The organism is Paenibacillus naphthalenovorans, assembly GCF_900099895.1.
Classification (GTDB): Bacteria; Bacillota; Bacilli; order Paenibacillales; family NBRC-103111; genus Paenibacillus_G; species Paenibacillus_G naphthalenovorans.
This window is the reverse complement of sequence record NZ_FNDY01000003.1, coordinates 19,653-45,956: the sequence shown is the minus strand read 5'-3', so window position 1 is coordinate 45,956 and position 26,304 is coordinate 19,653. Positions and strand designations below refer to the sequence as shown.

Annotated in this window: 20 protein-coding genes; 1 reads left to right on the top strand and 19 read right to left on the bottom strand. The window is 53.0% G+C overall.

The genetic code is table 11. The annotated features are described in order from the left end of the window. Positions 1-130 precede the first annotated feature (130 nt). The 10 genes from BLT35_RS27870 to nfsA all read right to left on the bottom strand — a co-directional run bounded on the left by BLT35_RS27870 (position 131) and on the right by nfsA (position 11,689). Positions 131-379: an ABC transporter permease subunit gene (locus BLT35_RS27870; RefSeq protein WP_074727087.1), complete on the bottom strand. Its 249-nt coding sequence runs from the start codon at positions 377-379 to the stop codon at positions 131-133. Beyond that, the gene (locus BLT35_RS04155) at positions 360-845 is read right to left on the bottom strand and encodes an amino acid ABC transporter permease (RefSeq protein ID WP_302848185.1); all 486 of its coding nucleotides are present in this window, start codon (positions 843-845) and stop codon (positions 360-362) included. Before BLT35_RS04155 ends, BLT35_RS27870 begins: the two co-directional genes overlap by 20 nt. Positions 846-1,193: 348 nt before the next feature. Continuing rightward, the gene (cysK, locus tag BLT35_RS04150) at positions 1,194-2,138 is read right to left on the bottom strand and encodes a cysteine synthase A (RefSeq protein ID WP_074727085.1); all 945 of its coding nucleotides are present in this window, start codon (positions 2,136-2,138) and stop codon (positions 1,194-1,196) included. Between the two features lie 73 nt (positions 2,139-2,211). After that, a complete protein-coding gene (locus BLT35_RS04145) occupies positions 2,212-4,038 on the bottom strand; it encodes an ABC transporter ATP-binding protein (RefSeq protein ID WP_074727084.1) in 1,827 nt (608 codons plus the stop codon). After that, the gene (locus BLT35_RS04140) at positions 4,013-5,776 is read right to left on the bottom strand and encodes an ABC transporter ATP-binding protein (RefSeq protein WP_062409332.1); all 1,764 of its coding nucleotides are present in this window, start codon (positions 5,774-5,776) and stop codon (positions 4,013-4,015) included. The genes BLT35_RS04145 and BLT35_RS04140 overlap by 26 nt, the downstream gene beginning before the upstream one ends. Positions 5,777-5,805: 29 nt before the next feature. Then, positions 5,806-7,638 (bottom strand): ABC transporter ATP-binding protein, encoded by a 1,833-nt coding sequence (locus tag BLT35_RS04135; RefSeq protein WP_083351179.1) that lies wholly within the window; start codon positions 7,636-7,638, stop codon positions 5,806-5,808. Then, on the bottom strand, positions 7,635-8,243 hold the full coding sequence (locus BLT35_RS04130) for a PadR family transcriptional regulator (protein ID WP_074727083.1): 609 nt from the start codon (positions 8,241-8,243) through the stop codon (positions 7,635-7,637). Before BLT35_RS04130 ends, BLT35_RS04135 begins: the two co-directional genes overlap by 4 nt. Before the next feature lie 172 nt (positions 8,244-8,415). After that, entirely contained in the window at positions 8,416-9,393 is a 978-nt protein-coding gene (locus BLT35_RS04125) for an aldo/keto reductase family protein (RefSeq protein ID WP_074727082.1), read from the bottom strand. Positions 9,394-9,435: 42 nt separating this feature from the next. Next, complete coding sequence (locus tag BLT35_RS04120) at positions 9,436-10,797, bottom strand: LLM class flavin-dependent oxidoreductase (RefSeq protein WP_074727081.1); 1,362 nt, start codon at positions 10,795-10,797, stop codon at positions 9,436-9,438. 139 nt (positions 10,798-10,936) lie between these two features. Next, positions 10,937-11,689, bottom strand: coding sequence for an oxygen-insensitive NADPH nitroreductase (nfsA, locus tag BLT35_RS04115; RefSeq protein WP_054818935.1), 753 nt, complete (start codon positions 11,687-11,689; stop codon positions 10,937-10,939). 352 nt (positions 11,690-12,041) lie between these two features. Between nfsA and BLT35_RS04110 the strand changes: the two genes are divergently transcribed. Then, complete coding sequence (locus BLT35_RS04110; protein WP_074727080.1) at positions 12,042-13,070, top strand: NAD(P)-binding domain-containing protein; 1,029 nt, start codon at positions 12,042-12,044, stop codon at positions 13,068-13,070. 23 nt (positions 13,071-13,093) lie between these two features. Here BLT35_RS04110 and BLT35_RS04105 read toward each other — a convergent pair whose 3' ends face one another. From BLT35_RS04105 to BLT35_RS04065, 9 genes are all read right to left on the bottom strand, one after another. After that, positions 13,094-14,464, bottom strand: a complete 1,371-nt coding sequence (locus BLT35_RS04105; protein ID WP_074727079.1) for an ABC transporter substrate-binding protein — start codon at positions 14,462-14,464, stop codon at positions 13,094-13,096. A 41-nt stretch (positions 14,465-14,505) separates the two neighbouring features. After that, entirely contained in the window at positions 14,506-15,828 is a 1,323-nt protein-coding gene (locus tag BLT35_RS04100) for an LLM class flavin-dependent oxidoreductase (protein ID WP_074727078.1), read from the bottom strand. 22 nt (positions 15,829-15,850) lie between these two features. Continuing rightward, on the bottom strand, positions 15,851-17,311 hold the full coding sequence (locus BLT35_RS04095; protein WP_083351178.1) for an ABC transporter substrate-binding protein: 1,461 nt from the start codon (positions 17,309-17,311) through the stop codon (positions 15,851-15,853). A 22-nt stretch (positions 17,312-17,333) separates the two neighbouring features. Further along, a complete protein-coding gene (locus BLT35_RS04090) occupies positions 17,334-18,650 on the bottom strand; it encodes an LLM class flavin-dependent oxidoreductase (RefSeq protein ID WP_062409340.1) in 1,317 nt (438 codons plus the stop codon). Positions 18,651-18,674: 24 nt separating this feature from the next. After that, positions 18,675-19,991, bottom strand: coding sequence for an LLM class flavin-dependent oxidoreductase (locus BLT35_RS04085; RefSeq protein WP_062409341.1), 1,317 nt, complete (start codon positions 19,989-19,991; stop codon positions 18,675-18,677). A gap of 22 nt (positions 19,992-20,013) precedes the next feature. Further along, positions 20,014-20,946, bottom strand: a complete 933-nt coding sequence (locus tag BLT35_RS04080) for a carbohydrate ABC transporter permease (protein ID WP_306274332.1) — start codon at positions 20,944-20,946, stop codon at positions 20,014-20,016. A gap of 63 nt (positions 20,947-21,009) precedes the next feature. Further along, positions 21,010-21,876: a carbohydrate ABC transporter permease gene (locus tag BLT35_RS04075; protein ID WP_054818923.1), complete on the bottom strand. Its 867-nt coding sequence runs from the start codon at positions 21,874-21,876 to the stop codon at positions 21,010-21,012. Further along, complete coding sequence (locus tag BLT35_RS04070; RefSeq protein ID WP_074727076.1) at positions 21,873-24,143, bottom strand: DUF5696 domain-containing protein; 2,271 nt, start codon at positions 24,141-24,143, stop codon at positions 21,873-21,875. Before BLT35_RS04070 ends, BLT35_RS04075 begins: the two co-directional genes overlap by 4 nt. Beyond that, the gene (locus tag BLT35_RS04065) at positions 24,140-26,293 is read right to left on the bottom strand and encodes a YIP1 family protein (protein WP_254777504.1); all 2,154 of its coding nucleotides are present in this window, start codon (positions 26,291-26,293) and stop codon (positions 24,140-24,142) included. The genes BLT35_RS04070 and BLT35_RS04065 overlap by 4 nt, the downstream gene beginning before the upstream one ends. Positions 26,294-26,304 lie beyond the last annotated feature (11 nt).

The following is a 26,304-nucleotide window of genomic DNA, read 5'->3' as shown; positions in this document are numbered from 1 at the left end:
TAGGTAAATATTTATAGTTTTCCGCCTTCAACAACAATATCATCCGGATTGATTTCAGGACCAAATTCTTTTTTCAGGTATTCGTCATAAAGTTTATGCAAAAGAACGGCTGCCAGCATACCGGGGACTTCTATCCCCCACAGAATGGGAAGTCCGAAAAAAAGAAAAACATAAATACAAGAACGGGTACTGCCCGAAATATTTCTACATAGGTTCTCATTTGAATTCCCCGGATAGAGGACATTCTGAAAATTCCAAATACAATACCGCAGACTGTACTTATACATAAAGAATAAACAGCAATCCATAAAGTTTGAATAACTCCGTTAAACAATAACGGAAGGGATGTAAACAATAAACTAATTACCGAATTGTCCATAGGTTAACTTCCTTTCGAAAAAGGATAAACACAGGGACAACGGAAGAATGAGGATAAGGTAAAATGCCGCAAGCATGATAAACATCTCAAACGTTTTATAATAAGTCGCGATCAGATCCGTTGTTGTATAAAGCAGTTCGGGAATAGCGATGGCGGAGACGACCGATGTCTCCTTAAGCAGAAAAATGAAATTCCCTATGAACGCAGGAATAGAAATTCGGACGGCCTGCGGAAGCAAAATAAATCTTAGAAGTTGTCCCTTAGACAGTCCTATGGCTAGTCCAGCCTCGACCTTACTCTTCTGTACCGCCTCCAACCCCGAACGGAACACCTCTGTCATGTAGCCCCCTCCGAGAAAAGTCATGGCAATAATCGCCGTTGTATCACCCGGAATCTTTATGCCCAGGCTTGGCAAAGCAAAGTACAGAAAAAATAGCTGAATTAACAAAGGTGTGTTGCGAGCTATTTGCCCGATACATAATACGTTGTAAATATTTGGGCTTTATCAGACAGATAGGATGCGATTTTATCCCAGTTCCCTTTGCATAAAAAAACATACAGGAAACAAAGGTAGAGCGAGGAATATATAGAAGTTCGGCCGGATCTCAACCAAATGGCTTTCGTGACAACGCAATCCGTACAAAACCGGCATAAACCATAAAAAATACCACCCGATGAAAGGTGGTATTTGCTATGATATTGCGCTTGCTTATGCTGTGAAAAGCCTGTAAGCGGGATACCTTTTGTACTACGGGATAATCCCCGGCGCCCCGGTGTTTGTTTCACTAAAACAGAGGGCTTGAATTCTGTTCGATTATATCTGTTGTTCCTCCGCATACAGCACTGTAGAGAGGTAACGTTCTCCATTGCTTGGAATAATCGTGACGATTCGCTTGCCGCTTCCAAGTCTGGCCGCCAGCTGCAGTGCCGCATGTATAGCCGCTCCTGAAGATATGCCGCCCAGTATGCCTTCTTCCTTCGCCACTCGCCGTGCAGTTTCGAACGCCTCTTCATTCGTCACCTGGATAATTTCGTCATAGATGCTCGTGTCCAGTATTCCCGGCACGAAACCCGCTCCAATCCCTTGTATCTTGTGCGAGCCCGGATTGCCGCCCGATAGCACCGCAGATGCCGCAGGCTCGACCGCCGCGATATGGATGGACGGATAATGCTTGCGCAGCACCTCTCCAGCGCCCGTAATCGTTCCGCCGGTGCCGATGCCGGCAACGAATCCGTCCAGCGTGCCGCCAAGCGACTCTATCGCTTTGACGATCTCCGGCCCCGTCGTCTCCCTGTGGATTTTCACATTGGCGGGGTTGTCAAACTGCCGGGCGGGAAAGTATTCCGGGTGGCGGTCAACCAGTTCCTTGGCCACGCGTATCGCGCCCTTCATCCCCTCGGCTCCGGGCGTCAGCACAAGGCTGGCACCGTAGGCGCGCAGCAGATTGCGCCGCTCCAGGCTCATCGTTTCCGGCATAACCAGAAGCGCCTTGTACCCTCTGGCTGCCGCAACCATCGCAAGCCCGATTCCGGTATTGCCGCTTGTCGCCTCCACAATCGTATCTCCCGGCTTCAGCTTGCCTTCCCGCTCAGCCTCCTCGACGATGCTGATCGCGATGCGGTCCTTGACGCTGCTGCCGGGGTTAAAAAACTCCAGCTTGAGATAAATGTCCGCACTTCCCTCAGGAACCACTTTGTTCAAATGGACCAGCGGGGTTCTGCCGATTAAATCGGTAATATTGTTGACAACCAAACTCATGTCTCCAGCCTCCTCTATGATCAAATGACCTCGCGGCATGTGCCGATATAATTTGGAAGCAGCGGCAATGACGCTAAACCGCGACATGCCCCTGCGAATGCTCATACAGCTCCCGGTAATGGCCGCCGCACGCCAGCAGCTGCTTGTGGCTGCCCTGCTCCACAATTTCGCCGCGGCTCATCACGATAATCCGGTCGGCCTGCATAATCGTTGACAGCCGGTGCGCGATCACGATCGTCGTCCGGTTCTGCGAGACGACATGAAGCGCGTTCTGGATCAGCTGCTCCGTATGCGAATCCAGATTGGCGCTTGCCTCATCCAGAATGAGAATCTTTGGTTTGAACACGATAATTCTGGCGAAGGAGATCATCTGCCGCTCCCCGGCAGACAAGCCGCTGCCCCGCTCCGACAGCAGAGTATCATAGCCGTTGCGCAGCTTTTGAATGATGGAATCCGCGCCCACAAACTCACAAGCCTGAATAACCTCCTCGCGGGTGATTGATTCGTCGAACATTCGGACGTTATCGATGATGCTGCCCGAGTATAGAAACGGCTCCTGCTGGACCAGGCCGACGACCCTGTGAAGCGTAGACTGCGGAATATCGCGCACATCCGTCCCGTCAATCCGGATACGGCCTTCCTTCACATCATAGAAGCGGCACAGCAGGCTGATGAGCGAGCTTTTACCCGCGCCGGTCGTCCCAACCACGCCGATCAGCTCGCCCGGCTCAATATGCAAATCCAGCTTGCGGATAATCGGAATGCCCTCTTCATAAGAGAAAGAAATGTCGTCAAAGTCGATGCGCCCCTTCACCTTCTCCGGAAGCAGGACCTCCCGCTGCTCCGCACGATCGGTAATGTCCGGCTTGCTGTCGAACACCGTCCATATCCGGGAAACGGCGACGGTAGCCGATTGCAGCGTATTCCACTGCTGGGTAATCGTATTGATCGGCTGGAAAAACTGCCGGATGTAAGTAATAAACGCATAGAGGACGCCAAATTCCAGATTGTGATCCAGTACGGCGCTTCCCCCGATCCAAGTGACGAACGCAATCGAGAGATTGCTCAAAATATCAAACGTCCGGCCAAACACGACATTGGTCCGAATTTCTCTGATATTGGCTTTGAAGTACGATCCGTTTCGTTCATTAAACTGCTTCTCCTGCTCCATTTGCTGGTGGAACACCTGGATCAGATTCATGCCGGACAGATTTTCCGCTACGAACGCCACCATTCGGGACAACCTCGTTCTTGCAAGCTGATAGGTCGTTCTCATAAAGGAGCGGAAAGCGATGGCCACCAGCGATATAATCGGCAATAAGATCAGGCAGTAAAGCGCCAGCGTCGTATCAAGCTGGAACATCATCACGATAATAAAGATCAGCGTAAGGCCGTCCCGGAACAAACTGAGCAGCACCTGGTTGAAAAACTGGTTCAACGCTTCCGTATCGCTCGATACATGGGTGATCAGACTGCCGCTGGACATCCGGTCGAAGTAACGCATCGATTGTTTCATGATATGGCCGAACAGCTGGTTGCGAATGCGCGCGACAATGCTTTGGCCGATATGCTGGAGCAAATTGCTTTGCAGATAAGTGAACACAAAGCTGGACAGGGACAAGGCCAGGTAAATGGCGCAAATCACAAGCAAGCCCTTGTAGTCGTTTTTGCCCGCCAGCAGATTGTCGTCAATCGCGATTTTCATTAAGAAAGGCTGCAGCAGTTCGGATAAAATCGCAATGAGCGTACAGCAAAAAACGCCGATAAACGCCCATAGATGCAGCCTGATATACCCTGACAAAGCCCGAAAGGCCGAGATATATTGCGGCTTTTGTTCCGGCTGGTTAAGATCGGCCTTCTGATCCATCTGCCAATTATGAATGGCTTGTGGCGGTCGCATGCTGGCTCCCCTCCTCCTGTATGGCATGAAGCTCAGCATAAAACCCTTGTTCCTGCAGCAGTTCCGAATGCGTCCCGCGCTGTACGATCACGCCTTCATCGAGCACTATGATTTCATCCGCGTGTTTGATCGCGCTGATGCGATGCGCAATAATAATCGTAGTTTTCCCTCTTCTCTCTTTTTGGATCGAATCGATAATATCCTTCTCCGTCACGGCGTCTACCGCGCTGACGCTATCGTCCAGAATCATAACCGGAGCGTTCTTGATCAGCCCGCGGGCCAGACTGGTCCGCTGCCGCTGTCCACCGGACAACGTCAATCCCCTCTCACCCAGCCTGGTTTCGAACCGGTCCGGCAAATCGACGATATGGTTGTAAATTTGGGCTTGGCGCGCGGCGGATTCTACATTTTCAAACTCCGTATCGCGCTGATAGAAAGCAATATTTTCCCTAATCGTCGTACTGAACAAAAAGCCGTCTTGGGGAACGTACGCGACTTGGCTGCGCAAGCTCTCAAGCGACATCTCCCTGACATCCGTATTTCCGTACCATATCGTTCCCGTCGGCGGATCGTAGGTGCGCAGCAGCAGCTTCATCAGGGTCGTCTTTCCGCTGCCCGTACGGCCGATGATGCCGAGCGTCTTCCCGGGCCTGATATGCAAATTGATATTTTTCAGCACCTGATGAGAGGATGCGCCGTATGCAAACGAAAGATTCTCCACCCTTATGCCCGCCGCAGACAGATCGATGGACTTCGCATTCTCCGGCTCCACGATATCCGATTGCTGCGAGAGCAGCTCATTCAGCCTTTCGAGCGAAGCCCGGGAGCGCTGGATGGTATTGATGACGTTGCCGATCTGCTGCAGCGGATTCATCAGCATGCGGACATAGAGCGTCAAGGCAACGAAATTACCGAGCGTAATGTGCTTCGTAACCGTCAGATAACCGCCAAAAGCAAGCGCGGTAATCAGCGCGATCGTACCGAGAAACGGAATAAGCGCCTGAAAGAAGGACGATACCCGCACGAGCCGCAGTTGGTTTTGGCGAATACGCTCCACCGTTTTGCCGAAGCGCCGCTCCATAATGTCTTCCACCGCAAATTTCTTCGTGACGCGGATGCCGCCGAACTGTTCCTCCGCCGTTTCGGTCATTCGGCCAAGCGCCTCCTGCACCTCCAGGGATCGCTTCCTTATAATGGGTCCCAAATAAACGACGATTAACGGAATAAGCAGCAGCGGGAATACGGAGACGGCAATCAAATAATAGGGAATGCCGCTGACGATCATCATGGTGACAGCCGCCACCAGCAGCATGATTGCGTTGGCCGTTGAATTGAATCCCATCGAGATCGATTCCCGGACAGCCGTCACGTCATTCATAAAGTAGCTGAGCAGTTTGCCGACGCCGTTTTTGGAATAAAACCGCTCGCTCATTTGCGTAAAATGCCGGAACAAGCGGCCACGGACAAGATATTCGAACTTTCTGCCGACATACATGACCAAATAGAGGGCCGTTCCGTGGAAAAGCACATGACCTATGCCGACCAGCAAAAGCAGCAAGCTGTAATCGACAATCATGCCGCGGGTCAGCTCGCCCAACTGCAGCTTGTCGGTGAATTGCCCCAACAGCTTGGGAAAATAAACATGGATCAGGTTGGAAATCAGATGAAATATCAACGAGAACAAGTAGATGTACCACGTTTTCCGAAAAAAATCGGCCAGTATTCGTTGGGATTTCAAAAAACGATCACTTCCTGTCTGAAGGTTCGTTATCTCACCGCTTTCGTTTGCGGAAATTGCAATGCATAGAGCCGGCTGTAGCGGCCTTGCAGGCGCAGCAGCTCTTCGTGCGTCCCGCTCTCAACGATGCGGCCTTGCTCCAGCACATGAATGCGGTCCGCCTGCTGGATCGTCGATAGCCGGTGGGCGATCACCAGACAGGTGCGCCCTTTCAGCAGCCGCGCCAACGCCTCCTGGATATGCTGCTCCGATTCGGTATCGAGCGAAGCCGTCGCTTCATCGAGAATAATGACGCGCGGATTTTTCAGGATGGCCCTTGCGATGGATATCCGCTGCTTTTGCCCGCCCGACAGCTTGACGCCGCGTTCGCCAATTGGCGTATCGTAGCCCTGCGGGAATGCCTCGATAAATCCGCTGGCGCTGGCCGCCCCCGCTGCCGCCCTGACCTCCTCTTCCGTCGCATGGCTGTTGCTGTAACGGATGTTTTCGATGATCGTCCCGTTGAACAATACAATATCCTGCGATACGATGCCGATCTGCTCTCTAAGGGAGGAGAGAGTCACATCCTTCAGGGAGTAACCGTCTATCGTAATGTCCCCGGCTTGCGGATCGTAGAAGCGGGGAATCAGATGCGCGATCGTCGTCTTGCCGGAGCCTGATGAACCGACCAAAGCCGTAACCTTGCCGGCCTCCAGCTCCAGATTGAATCCGGACAGCACTTCCGACTCGCGCGAATAAGCAAAATTCACGTTCCGGAATACGATATGCCCGCGCACGGGAGGCAGCGCAATCGCGTCCTCCTTCTCCCAAATATCGGCCTTCGTATTCATTACTTCCATAATGCGTTCATACGCGGCCGCCGATTGCTGGATCGTATGGATCACCCGGCTGAAATGGCGAATCGGATTTTGCAGCAGGCGCAAATAAGCGGTAAAAGCAACGATGGTGCCTACCGTCATCTGTCCCTTCATCGAAAGCCAGGCCCCGAACACAAGCACGATAGCCAATCCCGTAAAATTAAGAAAATCGATAATCGGCTCATACGCGGCCCGCAAGCGGACGACCTGAATATTGGCGTCCATGTTTTCCCTGGTGCGATGGGAGAATCGTTCGGACTCGTAGTTTTCGGCCGTAAACGATTTGATCAGCCGGATGCCGGTCAGCGTATTTTGCAGATGGTCGCTCACATCGGCAATCGATTCCTGCACCTTGCGAAACGAGGCGCGAATTCTTTTCCCGAACAGCTTCGTCGTCAAAATCATAACCGGGAAGATCGCAAGCAGGAGCAGCGTCAGCCTCCAATCAATCCAGAGCATATACACCGCGATAGCTGTAAACGTGAAAAAATCGGTAAACAATTGCATCATGCTGGAAGAGATCAACTGCTGTAAGATGCTGACGTCATGGGTTACGCGGGACATCAGATCCCCGGTGCGGTTGCGGTCAAAAAATGAGACATCAAGGCTCTGCATATGGCGATACAGATCATTGCGGAGCTTGTAGAGCACCTTCTGCCCGATGGAGGCCATCAGCGACGTGCTTATATAACGCAGTACGCCCAGCATGACGGCCGCGCCGAGAACGCCGGCGCCAATCAGAACCAGCCCGTCGAAACGCTTGCCGGGAATCAGATGGTCGATCGTGTAGCGCGTAAGCTGGGGGACGACAAATTCAAGCAGTGAAACGGCGATCACGCACACGACCGCCGTAACGATAGCCGGCCATTCCAGCCTCGCATGCGTAAAGATTCGCGCGAACATACCGTAGATGCTGGCCGGCTTGGCTTTCTCGCCGCTGCCGTATCTTCTCATGCCTCCCAATCCGCCGCCGGCCCGGAAGGCTCCCGCCGGATGGTCACTCATGGACGCCCGCCCTCTCCGCCGTTTCTGCCCGAATCCGCTACGATCCGGCGCAGCGAATCTCGCAGGTTATCGAGCAGCTCGCGCAGTTCAACGGCTTTGTCCGCATCGGACAGCGCGGCGCGTTCCGCAGCCTTCAGCAGATGCAGCAGTTCCTTTCCCTTAGGAGTCAGTCTCCGGTTTCTTCGCACGCCCTCCCAGTGTCCGTTGTCTTCTTCCGGGAGGCTTTGCTCCCGCTCCTCCCAGCCTTGCTCCCCGGCTTCGGACAGCTCGGGACGATCCTTCTCCTCCTGTAAATAAGCGCGGCCTTCATCCGTGATATGAAAAATTTTTTTGCCGTCCACCTTGTAGGCTTCGACAAACCCCTGATCTCTGAGCATCTGCAGCGTAGGGTAGATGGAGCCCGCGCTTGGCTTATACGTACCTCCCGATTGCTCCTCCAGCGCCTTCATCATTTGGTAGCCGTGCATATTCTCCTGCTGCAGCAGCTCCAGCAGCGCATACTTCACGCCGCCGCGGCTGAAATACCGCCTGCCTGAACCAAAGGCTTCCCGTTCATGACCGTGAAACAAAAATAAACGTTCCTCTTGCTGCCATTCCTTTTTCATGCTGTGCTGCCTCCATTAACGATATATCGTATTAATTAGAATTTTATGCGATATATCGTTAATTGGCAATCCTTTTTTCCAAATTCCGCATCTATAACTGCTTTTCCCCAAAACAAACTCCAGTAAATCAAGTGCATTTACTGGAGTTTGTCGCATTACAGCTGACAACAGATTAGAATGAGCCTCTTCTCGATGCTGCAGGTTCAAGATCGATAACTTTGGCAATACGCTCAAGGACCGCATCGTCAAGCACGATGCCAGACGCCTTCACGTTCTCCTCCACCTGCTCCGGACGGCTTGCCCCGATCAGCGCGCTGGATACATTCGGCTGGCGCAATATCCAGGCGAGCGAAAGCTGGGCGACCGTAATATTCAGCTCGGAAGCGATGCCTTTCAACTGATCGACCTTAGCCAGCCTTTCTTCCGTAATTTTGTTTTTGAAATTTTCATGCTTGGCGGCCCGGGAGTCCTCCGGCACCTTTCCGTTCGACGAATATTTGCCGGTCAGCAAGCCTTGAGCCAGCGGCGAGAACACAACCTGACCGAAGCCTTTCTTCTGCCCGAGCGGGATAATCTCTCTCTCAATGTACCGCTCGAACAGATTATAGATCGGCTGGTTAACCACGATGCGGTCCAGCAAATACTTATCGGCAATCGCGAAAGCTTCCGTAATCTGCGCCGCCGTCCACTCGCTAACCCCGATGTACAGCACCTTGCCCTGCCGCACCAAATCGTCAAACGCCCGCAGCGTCTCTTCCAGCGGCGTATCACTGTCGAATCGGTGGCTGTAGAAGATATCCACATACTCCAGCCCCAGCCGCTTCAGGCTGGCATTCGCCGATTCGATCACATGCTTGCGGGATAAGCCTCGGTCATTCGGGCCATCCCCGATTTTGCCGTAAACCTTGGTAGCCAGAACATAAGATTCGCGCGGATAGGCGCGAAGCGTCTCACCCACCACCTTCTCCGCCTCTCCCTTGGCGTACACATTCGCCGTATCGAAGAAGTTTACACCGAGACTGTAAGCCTTTTGAATCGATTTGACCGCGTTTTCGCGCTCTACGTAGCCTCCGTAGGTTAACCAGCTTCCCAGACTGATCTCGCTTACTTTAAGACCGCTTGCTCCTAATTGACGATATTGTACAGACATACCTTTATTCCTCCTCTGATCGTTATAAGTTATCGTTTCGCTTTAACCGTTTTGAGCTTTCAAAGCTGTCCTTTCCAATGCCCATATCGCCTTGTTCTTGTTTTCCGGCCGGGCAAGGCCGAGATTTTCACGAAGCGTCTTTCCCTCGTAGGCCGTACGGAACAGCCCCCGATTTTGCAGCTCCGGAATCACCTTGTCGACAAACGTTTCCAGCCCGCTGTAATAGATATGCGGCAAAATGTTGAAACCGTCCGCCCCATTCTCGCGAATCCACGTCTCGATAAAATCCGCCGTTTGCAGGACGGACCCGGTAAAGGACACATGCCCGTGTCCCGCCGCGCTTCTGGCGATGAACTGCCGGATGGTCATCCTGTCGCGGCGGGCGGCGTCAACGACCACCTCCTGGCGGCTCGTAATGCCGGTCGTAATCGACCCGTAAGGTTTTGCTTTGTCAACCGGAACGAGGCTGTCCAGCGAGTAATCCGACAGATCTACCGTAAAATAGTTCGATAGCTTGTGCAGCATCTGTTTCGTATTCAGCAGTGCGTTAAATTCATCCTCGATATCTTTGGCCTCCGCCTCGGTATCCGCGACAATGGGACTGAGCCCCGGCATGATCAGAAGCTGATCCGGCGTCCGGCCGTACTTCTTCAGGCGGGACTTCACGTCCGTATAAAACTCCTGAGCCGCACCCAGCGTCTGCTGCGCCGTGAATATGACTTCCGCTGTCTTCGCCGCAAGCTCCTTTCCGCTTTCGGACGAGCCCGCCTGCACCAGCACCGGATAGCCTTGCGGCGGCCTTGGAATATTGAGCGGCCCCGTCACGGCATAATATGTTCCTTTAAAATTGATCTCGTGCACCTTGCTCGTATCGACGGCCACTTCGTTTTCCCGATCATACACAAGAGCGTCCTCTTCCCAACTGTCCCAAAGCTGCTTCGTCACCTCCACGAATTCGTCTCCGATCTCATAGCGCCGCGACACCTCGGGATGCTCCGGTTTGCTGAAATTGCCCGCGTCCGCCTGCGAATGACCGGTCACAATATTCCATCCGGCCCTTCCTTTGCTGATATGATCAAGCGAAGCAAACTTCCTCGCCACATGGTAAGGTTCGTTGTAGGTCGTGCTGACCGTGGCGATCAGACCGACATGCTTTGTCAGCGCCGCCAGCGCGGACAGCAGCGTAAACGGCTCCAACCTTCTGCCAAGACCGGAGTAGTTGTCCGCCATAAACAGCGAATCGAACAAGCCGCGCTCCGCTATTCTTGCGATATTGGCGTAATACTCCAGATCCAGATCTTCCTTGGGCCTCGAAGCCGGATGCTTCCAGGCTGCGGCATGATGTCCGGACCCCCGCAGGAACACGTTGAAATGCGCTTTCTTGTCCAAGGATGAATCACTCATGTTCAACACCTCGTAAATGTAGGTTTAAGATCAGCGAAACGCGAAGATGGGTTAACCCGCACTCGCCGGCCTTTTCGTATTGCCGCTGTGTCTCATGCGAAACGCATCGTTTCTATATCGTCATGGATGTGTGCGCCTTTTACTTCAACTCAAAGCCCCGGCCTAACAGGAAATCGTGCATATGACCGCGAAGACGTTCCCCGTTGAATCTTCTCAGCATTTCCTTCGACCACTTGGTTTCCTGCTCTCCGCCCCTGCCGCCGCCTTTGCGCGTGGCGTAATAATGCCGTGTAATTTCGTCATAAGCTTTAATTTCATCTTCCAGCCCTTCCTTGCTGTATACCTCCTGATGATAGACGGCCGCCAGCGGCAATCTTGGGCGGATATCCGGCTCTTGATCCGGTACGCCCAGACACATGCCGAACACCGGATATACCAGCTGCGGAAGCTCAAGCAAGTCCGTCACGTCCTGCGGGTTGTTGCGGATGCCGCCGATATAGACCATGCCGTAGCCGAGCGATTCCGCCGCGACGGTGGCATTCTGGGCCGCCAGGGTCGCATCGATCGTGCCGAGCAGGAAGAGCTCCACGTTCTGCTTGAGCTCCACGTCCTCGTGCAGGCGAATCGCCGTTCTGATTTTGTTTAGGTCGGCACACCATACGAGGAATACCGGACTCTCCACGATTTGCTGCTGATTGCCGGCCAATCCGGCGAACCGCCGTTTCCTCTCAGGGTCCTTGACGGCAATGACGCTGTAGGCTTGAATATTCGAGGAGGTCGATGCAGCTTGTGCAGCCAGTATGATTTCAGTCAGATGCTCCTCGGGTATCGCCGTTTCCTTGAATTTTCGAATAGAGCGATGCTTTTTTAACAATTCGATGGTTTGATTCATCAGGATCCCTCTCCATTTCTTGTCAAAAAAACCGGAGACACATGAGGCTGGTGTCTCCGGTTGACCGGTAGATAATAATTTCCAATTATTCCAATTTGTTTAATATGAAAAAATTTATCATGGAATAATTCAGCTGTCAATCATTAAAATATCAAATTAAAACTTGTCGTTAATAGTAAATATAGTATAATTTTGGGTATCATTTCGAACTTGATGAACAGGAGGCTTCCACATGATTGACTTGATCATTATCGGGGCCGGTCCCTACGGGATCTCCCTCGCTGCTCATGCGAATGCGAGCGGCTTATCCTATGTGTTGCTTGGCCTGCCTATGCAGTTCTAGAAGGATCAAATGCCGCAAAACATGTTCATCCGCACGAATCCGCGTTATATCAGCTTCTCCGACAAAGAGAATTCGCTGACCATCGATCGCTTCTGCGCAGAGACGGGAACCCCGCTCGAATCGCCCTTCCCCCGTCCGGCTTTCGTGGAGTATGCCTTCTGGTTCGCGCGTCATGCCAACGTCGAATTTACTCCGGAGCTTGTGGTGCGGCTGGACTATGCCGCTTCCGCCATCACGGTCACAACGGAATCGGGAACCCGGTTCACCGGCGCGCATGCAATCGTCGCTACGGGTCTGCAGCACTTCAGCTACATCCCGGATGTACTGTCCGGATTGCCTCCTTCTCTCCGTACGCATACCTTCGGCCAAACCGAATTCAACCGCTTCAAAGGGCAGAAGGTCGCCGTCATCGGCAGCGGTCAGAGCGCCTGGGAGGCTGCGGCGCTGCTGCATCTCGCAGGCTGCGAAGCGGAACTGCTGTTCCGCAGGGATGCCGTTCGTTACGCCGAGGAAGATAACACGGCGTCCGGCCTGAGGCTGATTGAATCCGCCGAACAGTTCTACCGGCTTCCGCTGGAGCAAAAGCAAGAGCGGTGGAACACTCCGCGCCAGGGAACCGTCGCCTTATTTCTAAAACCCTACGTGGAAGGCAAAGTTCCGGCTACCGGAGGAGCTTCTATCGAACAAGCCGAGGCCGGCCCGGACGGCAAGGTTCGACTGACGCTTTCCAGCGGCGATACGCGTATTGTCGATCATGTCATATGCGCAACCGGCTATCGCATCGACCTCGACCTGCTCCCTTTCCTGCCATCCGGTTTGCTTGCAGCGATTCGGAGAGAAGACGGCCCGTTCCGACGGTTCCCGCTTCTTAGCCAGCATTTCGAAAGCAGCGTACCCGGACTGTTCTTTGTCGGATCTCTAGCGAGCCATACCCATGGACCCGCATTCGGCTTTATAGCCGGTCTTCGCCAAGCGTGCCGCACCATCATTCCTTATTTGGCGCATACTAGAGAGCAAAGCGCAAGGAAAGGGTTCTAAAGTCTTTCCTTTACTTACCGTGCTTACGGCGTGCCAAGGGTCGTTTTCAGCGTCTCCACGTCCTTGTTGATCGCATCGGTCGCCTTGCGGATCGCGGAGTTTACGTCCAGCCCGTTAACGGCCAGATCCTCGGCGGCCTCCGTAAGCCTTGGCGTAATTTCCAGCTCATACGGATGGATATAATGCTCCTGCAACGGTTCGCCGATAAATACGTTCTGCACCGATTTGCCCTGCAGAACCGGAATGTCCAGTCCATACTCCTTTTCCAGCTCTGGATTAATGATTGCCGGCACACGGCCGTTTCTGGACAATATACGCTGTCCCTCGTCGGACAGGATTTCGGCGATAATCTGGAACGCCTCGTCCTTATGCTTGCTTTGGCTGTTAACCGACAGCGAATGGATTTGCGCTTCTCTCGTCTTGCCCAGTTGGTCCTCAAAGTTCGGGGCAGGAGCGATGTCCCAATTGAATTCAACGCCCTGCTGGCGCAGCTCCTCCAATGGACCGACCATATTGGCAAGCCAGGTAACCCGCATGGCAATCACCTGGTCCTTCATGAACTGGTCGCGCCCCCAGTTCCACGTACCGTCCGGCGTCACATAACCCGGAATTTCAAAAATACGCTTGTTAAGCTCGAATATACGCCGCCATTCCGGCGTATCCAGCGCAGCCTTGCCCGTCTTGCGGTCCACATAAGGAAGGCCGAGCCCCTTCGCCAACCCTGTCAAATTGTCTACCGACAATCCGATATAATGAATTCCGTTTTCGGTTCGGGTCAGCTTCGCCGCAATGTCCAGCACTTGATCCCATGTCAACTGTTTGTCGGTCGGATACTCGATGCCGAATTTATCAAATATGTCTTTGTTGTAATACAATACGTGCTGATTGGCATTGAACGGAATCGCATAAATCTCGCCGCCCGTATCCTTTGTGATATCCTTGATATAATCCCATAGAATCGGCTTGATGCGGCTCACGTCAAAGTTATGGCGTTTGATCAGTTCCCGCAAGTCCTCATAGGCGCCCGTGCGGATAATTCTCTGATGCGACGATGAAGAAGAATAGATAATGTCCGGCACATGCGTGGATAACACTTCCTCGTTCGTGGTGGAGGCGGCCGGTTTAATGCGCTCAATCGTTACATTCGGGTATTTCTTCTTGATGGGATCGGCGATCAGCGTCTGAAATTCGACATCCGGAAACGTTCCGCTTGTACTAAAAAACGTTAACGTAACCGGCTCGTCTCCCAGCTTTTTGAACTCCGCCTCCGCTTTGGCAGGAGAATCCGTCCCGGCCGAATTTGACGATTGGCCTTCGTTTTTTCCGCTGCTTGTGCATGCCGTCAATATAGCCAGCAGCAATAGCACCGTCATGCCCAGTGTGAGCTTCTTCATGATTACATTCTCTCCTTAAATCAAAATGCTTGGTTGGGAGCTTACCGTGCCGCCTTAAACGAAAAACGTGTATTGGCCGGTCTGGAGAGCCCAAGGTTTTCTCTGAGCGTCCTGCCTTCGTATGACGTTCGGAACAATCCGCGATTTTGCAATTCGGGGATAACCTTGTCCACGAAAATGTCCAACCCGGCCGGATAGATTTGCGGCATCACATTGAAGCCGTCCGCTGCGCCGTTTAAAAACCAAGTCTCGATGACATCGGCCAGTTGAAGCGGAGTCCCGGTAAAGGTAAAATGTCCTCTCGCGCCGGCCAATCGGTTAATAAGCTGCTTCAACGTCAGATTCTCGTTGCGGATCAGGTCGAGAATGAGCTGATGGCGGCTCTTGTTGCCGTTAACCTCCCCGGTTTCGCGCACGCCTTCAAGCGAAAGCGGCTCGTCCAACGGTTGATTGGACAGGTCGAAACCAAGCCGCTCCGATAGCCGTCTTACAGCTTCATCCTTGTTGACGTAATCGAACAGCCGATTTTCAATTTCTTTCGCCTCTTCCGCCGTTTCCGCCAGAATCGGGCTGATGCCCGGCAATATTTTAAGCTGCTCGGGGGTTCTGCCGTATTTCGGCAGCCTCGATTTCACGTCCTTGTAGAACTCCTGCGCGCTCTCAATGCTTTGGTGGGCGGTAAATATAACCTCCGCAACCTTGGCTGCGAATTCCTTGCCGCTCTCAGACGAGCCCGCCTGCACCAGCACAGGGTAGCCCTGCGGCGGGCGAGCGATGTTAAGCGGACCTTTGACCCGATAATATTTCCCGCTGTGATCGATCGTATGGACTTTGTCCTGCACGATGCGTACGCCGGAGGCTTTGTCGTTGATAACCGCATCGTCCTCCCAACTGTCCCACAGCTTCTTCACGACCTCCACGAACTCATCGGCCTCCTCGTAGCGGAGTGAATGCTCGGGATGCTCCTCTCTGCCGAAGTTGTGTGCGGCCGATGCGGATCCCGTCACAATGTTCCAGCCCGCCCGTCCTTTGCTGATATGATCCAGCGAAGCGAATTTGCGGGCAACATGGAACGGCTCGTTATAGGTCGTTCCCACAGTGGCGATCAAGCCGATATGCTTCGTCCGGCTGGCCAGCGCAGCCAGTTCCGTGAACGGTTCCAGCTTGTTGGAGCGGCCTGTGTACCCGTCCGCAAGAAAGACGGAATCCATTAAGCCCCGCTCGGCCGTATGCACAATTTGCAGCACATGGTTAAAGTCCAGATTCAGCTCCGGTCGGGCTTCGGGAAGCCGCCATGAAGCCTCATGGTGGCCGGTCCCGTACAAGAAGGCGTTCAAATGCAGTTGACGGTGCTTTTGGCTCATACGGTTTCACTCCCTTGAATCATTAATATTGTCCAATTGTTGTTTTTAACGTTTCGACATCCTTGTTGATGGCTTCCGTCGCTTTGCGAATCGCCGAGTTCACATCGAGGCCCTTGACGGCCAGATCTTCCGCCGCCTCGAGGAGCCTTTTGCTGATTTCCGATTCGTAAGGGTGAATATAATGCTCCTGAAGCGGCTCGCCGACAAAGACGTTTTGCACCGTTTTTCCTTGCAGCACAGGAATATCCGCTCCGTAATCTTTTTCTAGCTCAGGATTGATAATGGCAGGCACGCGCCCGTTCTTCGCAATGATGCGCTGCCCTTCATCCGACAAGATTTCGGCGATGACCTGGAAGGCTTCATCCTTGTGCTGACTTTGGCTGTTAATCGCTATGGCGTGAATTTGCGCTTCCCTTGTCTTGCCCAACTGATCGCTGAAATTGGGAGCCGGCGCAATGTCCCAGTTAAATTCAACGCCCTGCTGGCGCAGCTCTTCCAGCGGTCCGACCATATTGGCAAGCCAGGATACGCGTATCGCGATATTCTGATCCTTCATAAAATGGTCGCGCGTCCAGTTCCACGTGCCTTCCGGCGTGACATACCCCGGAATTTCAAATATTCTCTTCTGCAGTTCGAATACGCGCAGCCAATCCGGCGTATCGAGCGCAGCTTGACCCGTCTGGCGATCGAGATACGGCAGCCTTAACGATTTGGCCAAGCCGGTCAGGTTATCGACGACAAGACCGATGTAATGCACGCCGTTTTCCGTTCGCGTCAGCTTCGTCCCCAGCTCGACGGCTTCATCCCATGTCAGCTGCTTCTCCGTCGGATAAGGCACTCCAAACTTGTCGAAGATGTCCTTGTTATAGTACATCACGTGCTGATTGATATTGAAAGGAAGCGCCAGAACCGCATCTCCCTTCCCTTTCGTTATTTCTTTGATATAGTTGTAGCCGATCGGCTTTAGCCGGCGCTCATCGAAGTTATGCTTCTTGATCAGCTCGCGCAGATCCTGATAAGCCCCCGTACGGATAACCCGCTGCTGTACGCTGCCGAATATGATATCCGGCACATGGGTGGACAGTACCTCCTCCGGCGTAGTCGTTGCCGCCGGCGTAATGCGCTCGATCGTGACATTCGGATATTTGGCCCGAATCGGCCCTGCAATCATGACTTCAAATTCCACGTCCGTGAAGGTGGCTCCCGTACTATAGAATTTCAATGTTAGGGGTTTCTCCCCAAGCTTCTTAAAATCCCCCGAGGAAGCGCCGTCTGCCTGGGCAGAGCCGTCTCCTCCGCTGCCTGAATCTGCGGGGGCCTTGTTTCCGCCATTGCATGCGGCAACGATGGCTAAGATCAATAATACGATAAAAATGGTTCCTGTTCTCTTCATTCTCTTCATTCTCTTCCCTCTCATTCCTGTCAATTTGGAATCCTGTACCTCTTCAGGCGTAGGCGTAGTGGCGGCTGCCTGCTTTTTCATCCTGCAGCCCTTTGTTCCGCCGTTAAATATTTTGAAGATGGCGCGTATTCGCCCGGCGTTTCAGCCCGAGGCTTTCACGCAGCGTCGTGCCCTCGTACTCGGTGCGGAACAGACCGCGGTTCTGCAGCTCGGGAATCACTTTGTCGACGAACGTTTCCAGTCCCGTAGGAAACAATTGCGGCAGGACGTTAAAGCCATCCGCAGCATGATTTCTGAACCACTTTTCAATCAGGTCCGCCGTTTGGAGCACCGAGCCCGTAAAGGTAATATGACCGTGCCCGCCGTTGCTGCGATACAGCAGCTGGCGTATCGTGAAGTTTTCGCGCCGGGCTGCGTCGATGATGACCTCCTGGCGGCTTCGGATGCCGTTGAACTCTTCTGCCGGCTTTGCCTTATCGAGCGGCACCGGCGCATCCAGATCGTAATCGTTCAGGTCTACCGTAAAACGCTCCGACAAGCTCCTGAGCGCTTCCTTCGTATCGACCAGGGCATGCAGCTCCGCTTCGATATCGCGCGCCTCCGCTTCCGTATCCGCCACGATCGGCGCAAGCCCCGGCAATATAACGAGCTCATCGGCCGTTCTGCCGTACTTGGCCAGCCGGGATTTCACATCGCTGTAAAACTCCCGCCCCGCATCGAACGTCTGCTGGGCCGTGAAGATGACCTCCGCCGTCTTGGCCGCCAGCTCCTTGCCCTGCTCCGAGGAGCCAGCCTGCACAAGCACCGGATAGCCCTGCGGCGGACGAGGAATGTTAAGCGGTCCCTTCACGGAATAGGTATGCCCCTTGAAATGAATCTCGTGCACTTTATTCGGATCGACCAGCCTGCCTCCTTCTTTATCGAACAGAAGGGCGTCGTCCTCCCAACTATCCCACAGCTGCTTCACTACCTCCACAAACTCCTCGCCGGTTTCATACCGCTCCGCATGCTCGGGATGCTTCTCCCTGCTGAAGTTATGAGCCGCCGATCCGGCGCCCGTGACAATATTCCATCCGGCTCTGCCTCCGCTTATATAGTCCAAAGAGGCAAATTGTCTCGCAACATGAAACGGATCATTATAGACCGTTCCCACCGTTGCGATTAAACCGATATGTTCTGTAACGGCAGCGAGCGCGGACAGCTGCGTGAACGGCTCCAGCTTGCTTCCTCCGCCCGCATAGCCGTCAGCGAGAAAGACGGAATCCAGCAGGCCCCTCTCGGCGATTCTCGCCAGCTTCGCCAAGTAATCGATGTCCAGCTCGAGATCCGGGCGGGAATCGCGATGCCGCCAGGCCCCCGCATGATGACCCGTTGCCCGTAAAAAGACGTTCAAATGAACTTTACGATTCGTTTCGCTCATTGTAAAAACACCTCGTTTTCCGTTTTATTTATGGACATGCCTTGTATTTTCGGGACGCGCCAGTCCCAAATGGTCTCTTAGCGTCGTTCCTTCATAAGCTGTACGAAACAATCCACGATTTTGCAATTCGGGAATGACCTTATCGACGAACCGCTCCAGTCCGCCGGGATAAAGCTGCGGCATCACATTGAAGCCGTCCGCCGCCCCGTTCCGGAACCAGCGCTCTATCAAATCCGCCAACTGGAGCGGCGTTCCCGTGAAGGTGAAATGTCCTCTTGCCCCTGCCAGTCGATGAATCAACTGCCTGAGCGTCGGTCTCTCCCGCTCAACCAAATCCAGAATCAACTGGTGACGGCTTTTCATTCCGTTGACCTGCCCGGTTGTTAGGGCGCCTTCAAGCGAAACCGGCTGATCAAGCGGGTGACCGGTCAGGTCGATACCCAGTCGGGACGATAATTGATCGATGGTCCGATCCAAGTCAATCAGATCGAACAGCTCCTGCTCAATATCCCGGGCTTCTGCTTCCGTATCGGCCAGAATCGGACTCAACCCCGGCAAAATTTTCAACTGCCCGGGCACACGGCCATATTTCGCAAGCCTTCCTTTGACATCCTGGTAAAAGGCTTGCGCCTCCTCATAAGTCTGCTGCGCGGTGAAGATCGCCTCCGCCACCTTGGCGGCGAATTCCTTGCCCGTCTCGGAGGAGCCGGCCTGCACAAGCACCGGATAGCCTTGCGGCGGGCGCGCAATGTTTAACGGCCCCTTCACGGTATACCTTTGGCCGACATAATCGATCGTATGGACCTTGCTCTCGTCGATCCGTACGCCGCCGTGCTTATCGTTGCGGACTGCATCGTCCTCCCAACTGTCCCACAGACGCTTGACGATCTCGACGAATTCCTCAGCCGATGCATAGCGTTCATGGTGCTCGGGATGGCGCTCCCTGCTGAACTGCTCCGACGCCGGACCGGCGCCGGTTACGATGTTCCAGCCCGCTCTGCCCTTGCTGATGTGATCGAGGGAAGCAAACTTTCTGGCAACGTGGAACGGCTCGTTATAGGTTGTTTCCACTGTTGCGATCAGGCCGATATGCTTCGTCCCCGCCGCCAGCGCCGACAGCATTGTGAATGGCTCCAGCGTTCCGGCGTTAGCCCAATACCCGTCAGCCAGGAAGACGGAATCCAGCAAGCCGCGTTCGGCAATTCGGGCTAGCTTCAAATAATGCTTAATGTCCAGGCCCTTCTCCGGATGTGCATCTGGATGCCGCCAGGACGCCTGATGATGTCCCGAAGCCGCAAGAAAAGCATTGAGGTTGAGCTTTCGTTCCGATTGACTCTTCATCCTTTTCCTCCCGTTTCCATTCTCACTCCACCAACCCCGTACGTTCCACGCCTTCGATGAACCAGCGCTGTGCAAACAGATAGACGACCAGCAGCGGCATAATAATCAGGAAAGAAGCGGCCATCTTGATCGCCTCGGCATAAACGGTAATTTCTCCCGCTCCCTCCGCGACGGCCATTTCCCCGGCCATACGCGCCAACGTAATCGACAGAGGCACATTCTCGGCGGTGAACATAAAGAGCGACGGGAAATAAAAATCGTTCCAGTTCCATACAAACGAGAACAACATGACGACGACCGTCGCCGACCTGGAAATTGGAAACATCACGCGGAAAAACATGCGGAAGGGTCCTGCCCCGTCGATTCGCGCAGCCTCGTCAAGCTCCTTGGGCAGCGTGGAATAAAAGGCTCGATAAATAATGACGAACATCGCCCCCTTCAGTCCGTGCCCGAATAAAGCCGGAACGACCATAGGCAAAAAGGTGTTGAGCCAGCCAAACTCCTTGAAGAGCATGATCGACGGCAAAATCGTAACTTGCGGCGGCATGATAAAGGTAAACAGCAGCAGCGCTTCCCACAGCTTTTTCAACGGAAAATCGAGTCTTGCGAAGGCATAACCCGCTACGGCGCAGGAAAATACCTGCAGTACGGCCACCGAAGACGCAAGCGACAGGCTGATAAGGAAGCTGCTACCGTAACTGAGCATTTCGCTCGCTTCCTTCAGATGGCCCAAAAATATCGATCGTGGAACCCAGATAACCGAAGGGTCGAGAATGTTTTTCGCATCCTTGACCATCGTCGTCATCATATACAGAATCGGCTTGATGTAAATAAAAGCGACATTGATCAGAATAATGTATACCGTCGCTTTGAAGAGCAGCCCCTTGTCGATCTCCGTGCCTAAAGTCCGATAGCGAAGCGCCTGAAGCCCGGTGCGCAGCTTATCCTCCGACAACCATTTTGCCGCCGTTCCGCTCTCTCTTCTGACTATTTTCACGTAACCTTCACCTCCTCGCGTTTATCGTTTGCCCGAAATCGATTTGTCCACTCGGCTGTAAAGCCATAAAGTAAGCAGAACAAACGTCAAAATAATGGAAAAATAAATCCATGCCAACGCGCTTGAGCTGCCGTAGTTGCTTGTGTTTACCCGGCTGACGATTGGATTGGACGGGAAGGTGAACAAGTCGACGACCGTATACATCAGATTCAGGAAAATATACGGCACGAGTCCCGGCAGCGTGATTTTCCAGAAGGTATTCCACGGACTCGAGCCGTCGATCCGGGAAGCTTCGTAGACGGCGGGCGGCAAGGTCTGTCTTCCTGCCAGAAAAATCAGAATCTGGACGCCGGAATACCAGAGCACCAGCACGAAGGAGTTCATTACCTTCTGAATCGGCCCCACCCATGCGGACGGCATATATTGCTGCAAATAATAATCGATGCGCAGCGTTTCCATGATGCTGAGCGAGCCTTCGCCTTGGGCGATAAACTCCTGAACAATCTGCCCCGAGGAGAAAATAACGGGCAGAAAAAATATCACCCGGAACAGCGTTCGCCCCGGAAACCGCATATTCAGCAAAATCGCGACAAGCAAGGAAAATACCAGAATAATCGGGATCATCATCGCCGATTCCCTCAGGAAAGGCAGCAGCTCTTCATACAGTAGGCTTCCGTTGGCGATAAGAATCTCCCTGTAATGCTGAAAGCCGATAAAGGTATAATTGACGCTGTTGACTGTAATTTTGACCTGATGAAAGCTCATATAGAGCGAATAGCCGAGCGGAAAGGCGACAAAGGTTAAGAATCCGAACACCCAAGGCGCGATAAACAGGGAACCTTCGATCTTGCGAAGCGTATTCGTCTCCAATCCGCGATTCCATTTCATGGCGTATTTTCTCCTTTCATGACTACGAAGTCTCTTGCCGGAACGGTGACGCCGTCCTTGCGGAATTCCGTATGGTTGTAATTGACGATAATCCGGTAATTTCCGCCGTATTCCGTTTCCTTAACACCCGGCGCAAGCGTGCGGTGTCCCGTAATAAACTTATCCTGGACCTCCGCCAACGCTTCGTTGCTTCTTTGGTATTCCTGGGCGATCTGTTGGATCCAGTCCTTGTAATTCAGACTGTAGTGCCATAACGAATACGATCTCTTCAAATTATCGGCGCGGTCTCCGCTCAAGACATACGCCGGATAAGCGCCGTATTCGACGCTGCGCAGAAATTCGTTTTCCCACTCGTCCCGCACATTCGACCATTCCAGCGAATACGTGCGAAGTCCATGCAGAACGATCTGGGCGAACGGAATGGCCTCGCTTATGAACACGTCATACGAATAGTCGCTGGTCAGGCGATGCACATGACGGATCTGGTCCAGCGCATAAAAATTCACGTTGTTGGCAATGACGGAGCCAAGCTCCTCCTTCGATCGCGTTAAGATTCGGCGTTGGATATCCACGACATCGGCACGGCTGGACAGGTAGCGGGTGTTGAAATCGGTATTCACCTGCTGGCCGATGCCATCCTCGAAATAAATGCCGTCCGCACCCAGCTTCTTGAATTCGTCCAAATCCGAATAAACGACCTTCTCGTAAAATCCGGGGCTTACAAAAATACTTTCATCCTGATCCGGATGTTTCTGATTTTCCAGCACCGTACCCGCCAAATTGCGCAGCCCGTCCCTTCTCCACCAGAAACCGTCATCCCCGTTCGTATTGATCGTATAGTTCGCCGTTAAGTAGACGGGAATATCCAGCGAATGCGCGAAAGAGATAAACTGCTTCATGCCGTTGTTGCCGCCAATCCGCTTGTCAACCGGGAAATACCCTCCATGCGTGCTGTAACCGTCCTGCTGCCAGCCCGCATAGTTAATGTTCAGATGCCGGATGCCAAGATCGTAAATGTGCCGGACGAGTTCAGCCGCTTCCTCCGTCGTGGTCGCCTTCAAATAGGAGTCGAAAAATAAGCCTTGCTCAATATCCGCACCTACGATATCCAGATACAACGGAATGTCCTGCCTGGCCGGCGTCACAGGGTTCACGCCCTGCTCCTCAATCAAATACTGCCGATACACCTCCGCCATGCCGACATAATCGCTTTTGTCGGGAGCAAGCGGGTAATATCTCGTAGCCCGGCTGTCCGTCAGAAATTTGTCACCGCTGTAAGTATAGAAGCCTTCGCCCGTACTTCTGCTGACGCTCTGGAAGAATCGCTTTCGATACTTCCATTCGGTCGTTACCCAGTTGGAAAGGCCGACTGCGCCCGAAGGCGCCGCATAAATATTGGCAAATTCCTCTCCTTGCGCAATAATGGCGACGAAGGCCTGATCACCCGATTTCAACCCGTATACCGGCATCGCGATGCGCTGCCTGCCCGTATTCTCGTTGTAATACGACAAATCGTGACCATATACGCTTTCGTTATAGGTGAGCTGCGGCATAATGCGATCCTGTTGGAAATGAATGAGCGAACCGGAGCCGTCCGGCAGCAGAATATACCCCTCCTGGCCGTTCGACGGCTGCGCTCCGAACAGCGGGTACAACTTCACATTCAACAAGCTCAGTTCACCTTCTACGAGGCCGGAATCTATCAGCTTCGTCTCGACATAGTTCTGATGGAGCGTCACTTCGACCGGAATTTTAAACTGTACCTTGGGAAAGGCGAACGTCACGGTAAACCCGTTTCCGGTCGTTTGAAACTGCTCCAGGTAACCCTGGTTTTCGATTAATCCCGCTGTAACCGACGACGATTTGTAATTTTTGGCGTTTACATATTCGATCATAATCGGGGAAGACAAATGATTTTTCCAGGTTCCCGGAATGGTTTCATTTTGCCAATGCTCGGGATCCGGATAAGAGCGCCACAGCTTGCCGGTCGACTTATCGACGATCTGGAAGTGAGCCGTCGTTGCATCCGCAAGCAGCCTGAAGGCGTCGTTCTCCGCGATCACCTTAAAGTTCCGCTCGTCGGGCAAGCCCGCCCGATAAGGACTTGCCCTTTGCTTCTCGAATAAAGCCGAGATATCAACGAATGCCGTTTCCTCCTTGCTCCATGGATTCCAAAGCTGTAAGGCGAGCCATCCTATGAATGCCAGCAACGCTGCAGCAAATGTGATTTTAATTATAGGAACATAAGCGATTCTGCGGCCTGTCAACGGATGAACACCTCCTGATATAACGAATAGATGAAGTTAACCAGCTCGATGCTGAGGCTGATAAAAATAAAGATCAGAATAATGATGATCACAAGAGTCAGGAGCGATAGTAAAATGATGAACAGCGCTTCGATAAAGGTGTAATTGTGTATGCCCTGAACCATCCAAATCGTCAGCAGCGCAATCCAAACGAAGATCGTCAGCTTCAGGAAATTGAAAATCGCTAGCTCGTTTAAAGTCAATGTGTTTGACAGCAGCGTCACAGGTATTCCGATGAGAATAATTGGAAATAGAGCGTAAGAACTGCTGAAAAATACGTCCCGGAACCGCCCTTCGCCTCTGAGCAGCGAGCTGATCAAATAATTGGATATGACCCAGCCCAGCCATATGCCTACAAATTGCACCGTTAAAGGCAGCAAATCGACACCGACATGGATGGCGGGATTAAACATGAAGCTGGTGCCGGACTGCATATACCCAAAGGCTGCAACGGCCAGGGCAAGAAGGATCAGACTGCTGGCGAAATCGGCCTTCCCCTCGTATCGGATGGCATAAAATCCGTCAATCGGATGCTTCATCAAATAAAAAACATGCTTGAGGCGTTCAACCAGGGAGCTCTTCAGACGAAAGCGGAAGCCCCAGCCCTTCTTGGGACGCAGCCTGCGGGACACTCTGGCCCAAATAAGATAAAGGATGCCGAACCCGATCGCTATGTTCATCAGCAGCCCGAACCGTTTTTGAAACCATATCAATCGGTTTTGCCAGAATGATTCAGAATAGCCTCCGACTACGCCCGCCTGGTAGAACAGTTCCTCCGCACGTTTGTAGTCTTCTTTCTTGTAAGCCGCCTTGGCCAGACCGATCAGGGCTGGCGAGTACTGCGCATTCAAACGGCGCACCTCGTTCCATAGCGGTTCGCTCTCCTCGTATCGCCCTTCCTGGGTCAATGCATTCGCCTTATGCACCAGCTCGCCGAACTCGGACGGCCTTAGCGCCTGAATCAGATTGTTTGTGCTGTCCAGCACCAGCAGCTCGCCCTTCGAATTGCCCGCAATAGCCGCCGGCGTCTTGACGACCCCTGTCTTGGAGGTGGCCGTAATGACGTCGCCCCCCCAGAAAAACAATAAATTGCCATTCGTATCGTATTGGCTAATGATGTTCCATACCGTATCGACAACGGTTATATTGCCGGCCGCATCGACCGTGATATCGCTTAATTGCGGACTTACGTCTCTCTGCCAGTAATGAATATATTCTCCATAGGAGCGGTCCGTCTGCAGCTCCGCAAAATCGCTTTTCCCTTCCAACTGGTCGAGACCTACGATATTCAGCTTCTTGATCTGGCCGGTCTGGATTTCCTTCGTTACGGTATAAATAAAGCCGTTGTCGTCAATCGTAGCGTTCGCAATGGCCCCCGGAAGCTTCTTCAGCTCCCGCTGGTACATTTCCCTCGTATATACGAACCGCTTAAACGCGTCAAACAATGAAAACGCCACTTGATTGGGACCAAAAAAGCTTACAAAATTGCCTTCCGGATCAAGCTGCACCAGTCCCTGATACGCTCCGAGCGTCGTAACATAAAGAAAGCCTCGCTTGTCGACGACCAGATTAATCGGATCGTACTTGAAGGACTCCGGAATATAAGCCGATTCCGGCCGGCCGAACGACTTCAGCAGCTTGCCGTCCGCATCGAGACGGACGATCCGGTTATTGCCCGTATCCGCGACATAAATAACGCCGTTCTTATCGACAAAAACCCCGCTCGGTCTTTTAAGCGGACTTTCGCTTACCGTAATCTCGCGAATATAGGCTCCTTCATCATCGAGATGCACGATTCGGTTATTGCCTGTGTCGGCGATATAAATGTGATCCTGCTTATCCACAAATATATCCTTGGGCTGATTCAGCTGCAGCTTGGCGGGCCTTCCGGAATCGGCATTTTCGTCCTGTACGGGAATGTCTTCGTTGTAACCGATAATTCTTCCGGGAATATACGCCGCTTGCGTCTTCACTAGTTGGCCGAAGCCGTCCTTATAGAAGGTTTCATAAGGCAGCTGCGAGGCTGATGCCTGCAAGCCCGGCAGCGTGAAGCCTATCGCGAACGAGATGACAAGCATGAACGGAAGAATCCGCAGCGTCCTGTTCTTCAAACGGTTCCCCC

Excerpts from the sequence above, each read along its gene's own strand:
- BLT35_RS04130 (WP_074727083.1), bottom strand. The coding sequence starts at position 8,243 with ATGAAAAAGGAATGGCAGCAAGAGGAACGTTTATTTTTGTTTCACGGT.
- BLT35_RS04090 (WP_062409340.1), bottom strand. The coding sequence starts at position 18,650 with ATGAGCGAAACGAATCGTAAAGTTCATTTGAACGTCTTTTTACGGGCA.
- BLT35_RS04085 (WP_062409341.1), bottom strand. The coding sequence starts at position 19,991 with ATGAAGAGTCAATCGGAACGAAAGCTCAACCTCAATGCTTTTCTTGCG.
- BLT35_RS04100 (WP_074727078.1), bottom strand. The coding sequence starts at position 15,828 with ATGAGCCAAAAGCACCGTCAACTGCATTTGAACGCCTTCTTGTACGGG.
- cysK (WP_074727085.1), bottom strand. The coding sequence starts at position 2,138 with ATGAGTTTGGTTGTCAACAATATTACCGATTTAATCGGCAGAACCCCG.
- nfsA (WP_054818935.1), bottom strand. The coding sequence starts at position 11,689 with ATGAATCAAACCATCGAATTGTTAAAAAAGCATCGCTCTATTCGAAAA.
- BLT35_RS04145 (WP_074727084.1), bottom strand. The coding sequence starts at position 4,038 with ATGCGACCGCCACAAGCCATTCATAATTGGCAGATGGATCAGAAGGCC.
- BLT35_RS27870 (WP_074727087.1), bottom strand. The coding sequence starts at position 379 with ATGGACAATTCGGTAATTAGTTTATTGTTTACATCCCTTCCGTTATTG.
- BLT35_RS04105 (WP_074727079.1), bottom strand. The coding sequence starts at position 14,464 with ATGAAGAAGCTCACACTGGGCATGACGGTGCTATTGCTGCTGGCTATA.
- BLT35_RS04095 (WP_083351178.1), bottom strand. The coding sequence starts at position 17,311 with ATGAAAAAGCAGGCAGCCGCCACTACGCCTACGCCTGAAGAGGTACAG.
- BLT35_RS04120 (WP_074727081.1), bottom strand. The coding sequence starts at position 10,797 with ATGAGTGATTCATCCTTGGACAAGAAAGCGCATTTCAACGTGTTCCTG.
- BLT35_RS04075 (WP_054818923.1), bottom strand. The coding sequence starts at position 21,876 with ATGAAATGGAATCGCGGATTGGAGACGAATACGCTTCGCAAGATCGAA.
- BLT35_RS04135 (WP_083351179.1), bottom strand. The coding sequence starts at position 7,638 with ATGAGTGACCATCCGGCGGGAGCCTTCCGGGCCGGCGGCGGATTGGGA.
- BLT35_RS04110 (WP_074727080.1), top strand. The coding sequence starts at position 12,042 with ATGCCGCAAAACATGTTCATCCGCACGAATCCGCGTTATATCAGCTTC.
- BLT35_RS04125 (WP_074727082.1), bottom strand. The coding sequence starts at position 9,393 with ATGTCTGTACAATATCGTCAATTAGGAGCAAGCGGTCTTAAAGTAAGC.